The following is a 9,298-nucleotide window of genomic DNA, read 5'->3' on the forward strand; positions in this document are numbered from 1 at the left end:
GTCTTATGACAACAATAATATATAAACATAGCCTGATCGCCGCTGCTGTTCTAGCAGCGGTAGCAACTAACTCAGTAACAGCCGCAACAGATGAACAAGCAGAAGAAATAGAACGTGTTGAGGTGACAGGATCTCGTATTAAACGTATCGCCATTGAGGGTGTGACCAATGTCCAAAGTCTCTCTTCCGCTGATATGGTCAGAAGTGGTTTTAACACAGTTTATGACGCACTGAGTAGTATTTCCGCTGCTAGTGGTGCCGTTCTCGGTGAAGTAGAAACTGGCTCCTATACGCCTGGTGCCAAGGAGTTAAACCTGTTAGGCGTTGGACCTGAGTACACACTTATTCTAGTTAATGGCAAGCGCTTGGCCTATTACCCAATGCCTTACGGTGGCCAAACCAATTTTGTTAATCTCGATATGTTGCCAACGGCGATGGTTGAGCGCATCGATATTCAATCCGGCGGTGGCTCTGCAATCTATGGTTCAGACGCAATGGCTGGAGTAGTCAATATTATTACCAAAAAAGGTATGGACGAGCATGTCGTTGAAGCATTCTACGGCCAGGATACCTATGGTACGGGTGATAAAAAAGGCTTGTCGTTTGTTGGTGGTTTTGAGCAAGACGACTTTACGTTTGACTACTCGCTAGAATATAAAACGGAAGAGGCGCTGACTGGTGCCGACAGACCTTTTCATGACAGTGTTTGGGATAATCCAGACCCAACAAACAAACGAGAACTCAATCGTTCCATTACCGTATGGGCTGAGAACACTGAGTTCAAAAATCAATATTCAGCGCAGTACTGCAACACAGATGACAATCCACACCCGACTGCAGTTCAGCACTTTATTAGCCGCAATGACTACGGCCTAAGCTGTGGGTGGGATGAAACCGGTAATAATTTGCTCCGTAACCAAGTTGAAACCATGAGTTTGTATATCAACTCGGTGTACAGTATCAACGACGAACACAGCTTTTTTGTTAACGGATTTTATATCGACCAAGAAAAGAAAGGGGCACGAAATCCATTCTTCTTTGCTCATGCAGAGTCAATTCACGGATCCATGTTTTGGGATCCTGATATCAAAAATAAAGCTGGTGGCTACGGCGCTCCAGTTAAGTATATGTGGCGGATAGTGAATGATTCAGAATATACAAATGATGGTTTAGGTCGGGTATACGATGATAAATCTTATTCATTTAGTTTTGGTCTTGAAGGGGAGATAGCAGATTACTATTACTCCGTTGGCTTCAGCCGTTCACAATACGATTTCTCTGATAGGTACTTGCACCACACGGTTGAAGGAAATAACTGGCTAAAAGGACCAAAGTTGGGAGAGGTTGATGGTATGCCAATCTACCGTCCAAATTACCAAGCTTTTTTTGCGCCTCTGACCCAAGACAATATGTATAACATGGCTGATTGGGCAACCTACGATGGCTTGTCGTTTAATGAAACCCTAACTGCAGATCTGTCTGGGGATTTATTTGAATTGCCAGCAGGATTTGTGTCTTTTGCAGCGTATATTGAGCTGATGAAAGAAGGGACGAGCGCGACGCCAGATAGCAGAATATTAAATAAAGAATTTGTCGGTCTAACAGGTGTTATCACCGATGGTGAACGTAACCGTTATGCAGCTGCGACAGAATTTATGATCCCTATTACTGAACAGATCTCTAGTGAAATAGCGCTGCGTTATGACCACTATGATGATATTTCTGATGTTGGTGGGGCATTCACTTATCAAGTCGGTTTTAAGTATTCTCCTACTGACGCGCTGATGCTAAGAAGTGCGTATGGCACAACGTTCCGTGGTCCTAGCATGAGCTCAGTATATCAAGGGTTTGCTGGTAACTTTGGACGAGGCTCGGACAGAGTGATTGCAGATGCTTGTCTACGTTTTCAAACCACAGGGGATCCCGCTCAATATAATGCTGATGCATTAACTATCAGTTGTGCAGACTTAGACACAACAAATATCAACGAGCCAAAGCTAGATGCTGACTTTGAGACAATCTCGGCAGGCGACCCAACTTTAAAAGAAGAATCTGGTCATTCATTAACCTTTGGTCTTGTGTATGAGTATTCCCCTGAGCTGTCATTCAATGTTGATGTTTATGACATTGTCCTTAAAGATAAAATTACTCGACTTGGGTCTGGCGAAATTCTTGATAATGTCTGGAAGTGTGAAAACGGCCTAATCGATTCGTCTTCTGCTAAATGCGCCAATATGCAAGACAGAGTACAGCGTTTTGACCAAGATGGTTTGGCAACCGACTGGTTAGGAAACACGAAAAAAGGGTTACCGTACACCGCAGCTATTATCAGAGAAGGTTATATAAACGCCGCGGAAAGGCAGCATGGCGGCGTCAACTTTGGTGTGAAGGGCACGTATGAGTCAGAACTTGGTGAGTTTATTTATAAGCTTGACTACAGCCATGTTTTAAAGAAAAAAGAAAAGCTTCGTCCCGAAGATCCGCTTGAAGATGTGCTAGACAGTCAAGATAACTATAACTTCAAAGATATGGCATCGTTTAACCTGACTTGGCAGTTGGAGAAGACCGCAATTTCATGGCAGGTAAATTATAAAGGAAAAAATTGGAACGGTGCTGATTTTGGTCAAAGAGAAAAGTTACCAGCATGGATAAAGCATAACCTAACCATTGGTCACTATATCAATGACAACACGCGAGTGATGTTTACGGTTCAAAACTTATTAAATGCAATGCCACCTCAGGACGCCTCGTTTAGAAGTTACCCATTCTATAAAGCGGGTAATTACGATACGAACGGGCGCGAGTTCTTGCTAAAAGTTAACTACCAATTTTAATAATAAAGGGTAACGAAATGAGAAAATTAATGCTATCAGCGGTGGCAATGGCCGTTGCTGCAACACTAATAGGCTGTAATGATGGGTCTGAATTTGTTGAACGTGATAAGCCTGAACAAACTCAATCATCCGGGCAGCCAGACTCTGGCGCATTGCGTAATATCACCTCAGATACTGGGGTTGAGATTGAGGCTATTCTAGCGGATGGTGTACAGGCCTCGCCCGCAGGTGAAAGTGTCGACAAACTTATCGACGCTAACACAAGCACAAAATTCCTCGCTTTTGCGCCAAACGTTACTGTAGTGTTTAAAGCCGCGACAGAGATTGAACTTAGGGAATATAGCTTTACATCAGCAAACGACGAGGCGAACCGAGATCCAAAACAGTGGGTCGTATATGGCTCAAATGATAAAGCAGAGTGGGTTGAGCTGGACTCAAGAGCGGGAGAAGTATTCTCTGCTCGAGGACTGACTCGCAATTTTGAATTGGCCGAAAGCGGCGAAAAGTATCGCTACTTCAAATTTGATTTAGTACATGGTGGTACGGATAGCTATGGTGCTGATATTACGCAGCTAGCGGAACTCGAGATCAAAACGGTATCGGATATTCCTATCGTCGCATTTAATGCGACAAACACGACTCCTGAAGTCTCTGAGTATATTGTTTTTGGAGATGAGTCGTTGGTTAATCCGACTCACTGGCAGTGGACATTTGAAGATGGTATTCCTGCAACAAGTACAGAGCAAAATCCATTGGTTAAGTTTGAAGCATTAGGGCCAAAAACCATTACACTGGTTGCGAGTAACGACAAAGGGGAAGCGACATTAGTTCAGCAAGACTTTATCCGTGTGTGGGATCCAGCCTCGCCATGGGCAGGGTTTCCAGAGCCTGTAATTGAAGTGAAAAAAGAACTACCAGAGCACCCAGGACAGTTGGCGCTTGAACGTGCGGTCCCAGACCTAAATACCCTTATTCATGAGATCTCTTTGAAGATTGCCAAGCGCTTGTTTAATAATGTAACCGAAATCAACGTTTTTGAGCACGTTACTTTTATTACCGGGGACTTTGATGCGCCTGCATCAAAGGCAGATGAAGGCAAAGTTATGGAGCTTAGGTTTGATGTTAAGCACATCGCCAACCTAGAGGGTCTTGGAGATGAGGCTATTCGTAACGAAGTCATTGGTGTGCTGTGGCATGAGCTGACTCATGGCTACAATAATGTTCCGGCAGAAGGAGAATATCGTCCGGGCACGGATTATCATACCTACCTTGAAGCGCTGGCTAACTTTATTCGAATAGATGCTGGTTACTTAGAGCATAGACGCGCTGGAGTTCGCTGGATGGAGCACTACAATGTTGATGCTTACGATCAAACAGCATTCTTCTTTGAGTGGGTAGAAAACAGTCATCGTAACACCGATTTTATCCGCAAGTTTAATGCGGCAGCAAAAACGCTTGATCCGTGGAGTTTAGACACCGCTTTTAAATCTATATTTGGTGAACAGCGTGGCATTGATGCGGTATTTGAAGAGTATCAAGTCTACCTTGCAAGCATCGGTAAGTTACCACCAGTACCACTTGGGTATCAGAACTTTGCACCCACTAGCACTCAGGTAACAACAAACGGAACCGCACTTGTGCCTTTTAATGAGGGGGCAGATAAGCTTAATGATAGAAATATTACCTCTAAATTTAATGTGGTGTTGGAAGCCCCTGCTTGGCTTGCACAATATGCACCTGACTTGTTGCCGATAAAACAGGTTGATAAGGCCCAGGTTAACTATGTGTTTGACAGCGCTAAAACAGCAAAATACTACTCATTAGCGACAGCGGGAGACAACCCTCATCGCTTTCCTAACGCGTGGCAGCTACAGGGCTCAAATGATGGTACGAATTGGATTACACTAGATACTCAACAGTTCAGCGAACTACCTAATACGATGGAATACTATAGCTTTGCTATCGAGAGTCCAAATGCGTATACCCATTATCGTTTGGAACTTGAGCATACCCGTGAAGGCGGTGGAATTGGCGGCGCTAGCGGACGCCTAATTCAGCTAGGCGAATTCTCATTGTGGGAAGCAAAAGAATAGCTTTTTAGTTAAAAGGTGGGCAATGCCCACCTTAAAAAGTGCTTATTTTGACTTTTAACGTTTCTTCTTCTTTTTACCTTGAACCGCTTTAAATCGCGGATTAGATTTACAAATTACGTAAACCCGACCACGTCTTTTTACGACTTGACACCCCGGTCTATTTTTAGCGCTTTTGAGTGAGCTCAGTACTTTCATCTGGTTTATCCTTTTTTAGTCGCAAGGTTTTTAAAGCGGCGGTTAAATTGTGCAACTCGACCATCACTTGCCACCAACTTCTGTTTACCTGTATAGAAAGGGTGAGATGCACTAGAGACGTCAATTGGGAAGTAAGGGTAAGTCTTACCGTCTAGTTCAACAGTTCTGTCCGATTTAATGGTTGAACCGACAATAAAGTATTTATCAACCGATGTATCATGGAAGGCAACAAGTTGATAATCAGGGTGGATATTTGGTTTCACGACAACGACTCCTAAATAATGTGTTGTTATACTGTATCAATATAAATTAAATAAAAACTATTCTCAACAACTAATTTGTTGTTGCCGCCATTTAGTGCGATACGCCTAATTTGTCAACGCATGCGGAACTAAACTGAGTGCATCTTGACCAGTTGATTAAAAGGGGCTTACTTTCCTTAAAATTGCCTGATATAACTAGTTCTAGATAGTTTCTCAAGTAGTCATGTTGGTGTTGGCCCTTAACCGGAATAGTAGCGAATAGACTTTTTTGGAATATAGCTATCGATGTAAGCCTGTTGGTTTGATAGATATGAGATAAAAGAGTGGGTTCAATTGAGGTTAATGGTTAATAACCTTAACTAGATGAGAGAGGTCTAGCAAATAATTAAAACCTAGTACGTTCGCGAAAGTACTTTGTTCGCCAACGCAATACAGATATAGAGCATYTATTATGGATAAACATGCTGAGTTAGATAACTCAATTTTGGCTAAGCTTCAAAGTAGCGATGACAGCGCCTTACAGCAAGAGTTAGACACACTCTCGTGTACACATAGTGACATAGTGACACTACTGGCGCAGTATCAAACACTCAGTGAGCAAGATGATGAACTATTCGATGCTTGGTACGACAGCTTATGTAAAGATCAGTTAAAGGTCTTAAAAGCATTTGAGATAATTCGTGCACACATCGAACAACAAATATAAGTAAGCATAGATTGTCTGGCAGAACTGTTGTGCGCCAGACAACAGATTATTTGATTGATAAGTCGTACTTACTAATCAATTGGTCAATGTATCGAGTGCGTAGCGACTCTGTTTGCTCAGCTTGAGTATTGGCCGCTAGCGCTTTGTTTAGTAGCTTCATGGCGTTGTGTACTTGACTACGCTGCTCTGGAGCAATACTACTTGCGGTTCTTGCTTCTGTGATATCGTCGATAATCGCTCGGCCTAGATCAATATAAAGCGCTTCCTCTACTAGACCATTTTGGCTGATCACCCCATATTTGCCACATAAAAACTGTTGCCAAACTTGTTGTACATGCTCTGTGAGGTCATCACTAAAACTTGGATCTTCGGTATAAAAGCCTTTTTCAATACACTTTGCCAATGCATCACAGTAGCGTTGTTGAAACAATTCAAATGCAGTACTTGATTGGTCAACTTTGTGCTTCAACAATAGCTGTCCCCAGTTTAATAAACCACGAGCATAAAAATCGGTGTATTCTTCACACTCGTAAAGGCCAAAGTAAGAGCTACACTTAATTTGGTTCTGAATGCTGTAACTGGGATTGGGAAATAGACTCATTTGTTGCCAATCAGACAGTTGTTCTTCAGATATCTTTAAGCTGCTGCTCAGCTCAGCCGTGGTATAAAAGTGCGTATTTAAAAAATGTGTCAGTCCCATAAAATAAACTGGATAAATATACAGTAATTGAGATTCTGCTGGATCTTTACGCAAATAACAAGCGCTGAGTGTAAAATTCATTGGTTTTAATTGATTTACTGGGTTTAATGGGTCGGATCTCAGTCATATTTATGGTAAAAATGGCTGTCAACTGGAAGAGTAATAGAAAGACCATGCATCAAATTCAATCAATAAAAAAAGCGAGTTTAATTACCGCGATCAAAACACCTTACACTATGGCGGGTGAAATTGACTTAGATACCTATGACAAGCTTGTTGAAGCGCAAATTGCAGCGGGCGTTGATGGTATTGTCGTTGCTGGGACAACTGGCGAAGGGCAATTGATGAATTGGGAAGAACACCTAATGCTGATTGCCCACTCGGCAAATAAGTTTGGTGATAAGCTGCTAATCGTCGGAAATACTGGCAGTAATAATACCCGCGAAGCAAAAAAAGCAACGGAATATGGCTTTGCATCAGGGATGCACTGCGCACTGCAGATCAATCCGTACTATGGTAAAACTTCAATTGCGGGAGTAAAAGCGCACTTAAACGAAGTATTGGAGATCGGCCCGGCTTTCATCTACAACGTACCGGGCAGAACTGGACAAGATCTAACACCAGATATTATTGAGCCACTAGCAGGTCATAAACATTTCGTCGGCATGAAAGAATGTGCGGGTGATGAGCGTATCGCGCACTATGAAGCGAAAGGCATTGCGTGTTGGTCAGGTAACGACGACCAAGCTCACGATAGCCGCCATAACAGCCAATCTCACGGTGTTATTTCAGTTGCTTCAAACATCATTCCGGGCTTATTCAGACAACTGATGGATACGCCTAACCAAGCGCTTAACCAGTCACTGCAACCGTTAATGAACTGGCTCTTCTGCGAACCAAATCCAATTGCTATCAATTCGGCTTTGATTATGACAGGCGCGGTCAAACCGGTATTTAGGTTGCCTTATGTACCACTGTCGCAAGCACAGCAAAAAGAGGGGATTGAACTCCTTTCTCAGTTAAAAGAAAGTGACTTTGTCGGCTCGACACCAAAATTAATTGACGAAACCTTGCTTAAGTTTTGTTAAAAGTCGGTTTGTCATTTATAATCTGCGACCGTTTTTGACTCGGTCGTAGGTTATTATGGCAACGTTTTCTTCATTTAGTTTCGCACAGCCTCTTTTAGATGCGCTGCAAGACATCAATTTTCATACATTAACGCCAATTCAACAGGCGGCTATCCCAGCTGTCCGTCAAGGTAGTGATGTGCTCGCAACAGCGCAAACTGGAACTGGGAAAACCGCAGCTTTTGCCTTGCCTATCATCCAAAAATTGCTTGAGGCTGAAGCACAGTCGACGCCAAGAGCGTTGATTTTAGCGCCAACGCGTGAGCTTGCCGAGCAAATCGCCAACAACTGTGCGACATTTACAAAGTACACAGACTTAAAAGTGCAGGCACTATTTGGCGGGGTTAACGCCAATGGCCAAGCTGAGCGCTTAAAGCAGGGCGTGGATATTTTAGTAGCGACCCCTGGGCGCTTGTTAGATCATATCCGCTTAGGTAATGTCACGTTAAGTAACGTTAAACATTTAGTCTTAGATGAAGCCGACCGCATGTTAGACATGGGCTTTATCACCGACATGCAAAAAATCATTGAGCTGGTGGATAAACAAAAGCAGCTATTGTTGTTTTCTGCAACTTTCCCGTCGGCAATGAAACAGTTCGCGAAACAAGTCTTGGATCACCCTAAATTAATCCAAGCGACGCCTGAAAATAGTACGGCCGACACGGTTCGCCACGTTGTTTATCCAGTTAAAGAAGAACGTAAGCGCGAGTTACTATCAGAGCTTATCGGGACCAAAAATTGGCAACAAGTGCTGGTGTTCGTCAATATGAAAGAAACCGCAGACAAGCTAGTTGAAGAGCTAAAGCTGGATGGCATAGATGCAAATGTATGTCATGGCGATAAAACTCAAGGCGCTCGTCGTCGCGCTTTAAGAGAGTTCACCGAAGGCAAAGTACGCGTGATGGTTGCAACCGAAGTCGCAGCCCGCGGATTGGATATCGTTGGTCTGCCACGTGTGGTTAACTACGATGTGCCTTATCTTGCCGAAGATTATGTTCACCGCATCGGAAGAACTGGTCGTGCTGGTCAGTTTGGTTATGCGATCACCTTTGTAAGCCGTGAAGAAGAATCTGATCTTATTCATATTGAGCAGTTAATCGAGCAGCAAATTTCACGCTATTATCTGCCAGGCTACGAAGTGGCAAACCGTGAAAGACTGGTTGAAACAATCCAGAAGAAACCAGCGCATCAACGTCGTAAGGCGCGGGTGAATAAGCCTTCGAATCAAGCCAGTGCAGAAGCAAGATTAAAAAACCGCTCTCGTATTGCAAATGTACGTAAGCAGCAAAAGAAGAAGTAAGATTGTTTTTTTGCTTTATTTACAACGCCAGCTAGCACGCTGGCGTTGTTGTTTTTAGCCAATGTGGCGTACAATAGCGA

8 protein-coding genes are annotated in these 9,298 nt (G+C 43.2%); 5 read left to right on the top strand and 3 right to left on the bottom strand.

The features are described from left to right. Together L1D50_RS18555 and L1D50_RS18560 are read left to right on the top strand one after the other, a co-directional pair. On the top strand, nucleotides 1–2,834 hold a 2,834-nt coding region (locus tag L1D50_RS18555), incomplete at its 5' end, for a TonB-dependent receptor (RefSeq protein WP_345773973.1). A gap of 17 nt (nucleotides 2,835–2,851) precedes the next feature. After that, on the top strand, nucleotides 2,852–4,927 hold the full coding sequence (locus L1D50_RS18560) for a basic secretory protein-like protein (RefSeq protein WP_239966567.1): 2,076 nt from the start codon (nucleotides 2,852–2,854) through the stop codon (nucleotides 4,925–4,927). 54 nt (nucleotides 4,928–4,981) lie between these two features. On the opposite strand, the gene ykgO is transcribed toward L1D50_RS18560, so the two are convergent. Further along, complete coding sequence (gene ykgO, locus L1D50_RS18565) at nucleotides 4,982–5,122, bottom strand: type B 50S ribosomal protein L36 (protein ID WP_010373066.1); 141 nt, start codon at nucleotides 5,120–5,122, stop codon at nucleotides 4,982–4,984. Nucleotides 5,123–5,127: 5 nt separating this feature from the next. Further along, on the bottom strand, nucleotides 5,128–5,385 hold the full coding sequence (locus L1D50_RS18570) for a type B 50S ribosomal protein L31 (RefSeq protein ID WP_010373063.1): 258 nt from the start codon (nucleotides 5,383–5,385) through the stop codon (nucleotides 5,128–5,130). 451 nt (nucleotides 5,386–5,836) lie between these two features. Here L1D50_RS18570 and L1D50_RS18575 point away from each other — a divergent pair, with 451 nt between their 5' ends. After that, complete coding sequence (locus L1D50_RS18575; RefSeq protein WP_128726618.1) at nucleotides 5,837–6,091, top strand: hypothetical protein; 255 nt, start codon at nucleotides 5,837–5,839, stop codon at nucleotides 6,089–6,091. A 46-nt stretch (nucleotides 6,092–6,137) separates the two neighbouring features. Here L1D50_RS18575 and L1D50_RS18580 read toward each other — a convergent pair whose 3' ends face one another. Further along, complete coding sequence (locus L1D50_RS18580) at nucleotides 6,138–6,791, bottom strand: DUF6058 family natural product biosynthesis protein (protein ID WP_128726696.1); 654 nt, start codon at nucleotides 6,789–6,791, stop codon at nucleotides 6,138–6,140. A 173-nt stretch (nucleotides 6,792–6,964) separates the two neighbouring features. Between L1D50_RS18580 and L1D50_RS18585 the strand changes: the two genes are divergently transcribed. Both L1D50_RS18585 and L1D50_RS18590 read left to right on the top strand, forming a co-directional pair. Next, a complete protein-coding gene (locus tag L1D50_RS18585) occupies nucleotides 6,965–7,879 on the top strand; it encodes a 4-hydroxy-tetrahydrodipicolinate synthase (protein WP_239966568.1) in 915 nt (304 codons plus the stop codon). 55 nt (nucleotides 7,880–7,934) lie between these two features. Then, nucleotides 7,935–9,218: a DEAD/DEAH box helicase gene (locus L1D50_RS18590; RefSeq protein ID WP_128726616.1), complete on the top strand. Its 1,284-nt coding sequence runs from the start codon at nucleotides 7,935–7,937 to the stop codon at nucleotides 9,216–9,218. Nucleotides 9,219–9,298 lie beyond the last annotated feature (80 nt).

This window comes from Pseudoalteromonas sp. Isolate6, from assembly GCF_022398435.1.
GTDB classification, from domain to species: domain Bacteria; phylum Pseudomonadota; class Gammaproteobacteria; order Enterobacterales; family Alteromonadaceae; genus Pseudoalteromonas; species Pseudoalteromonas galatheae.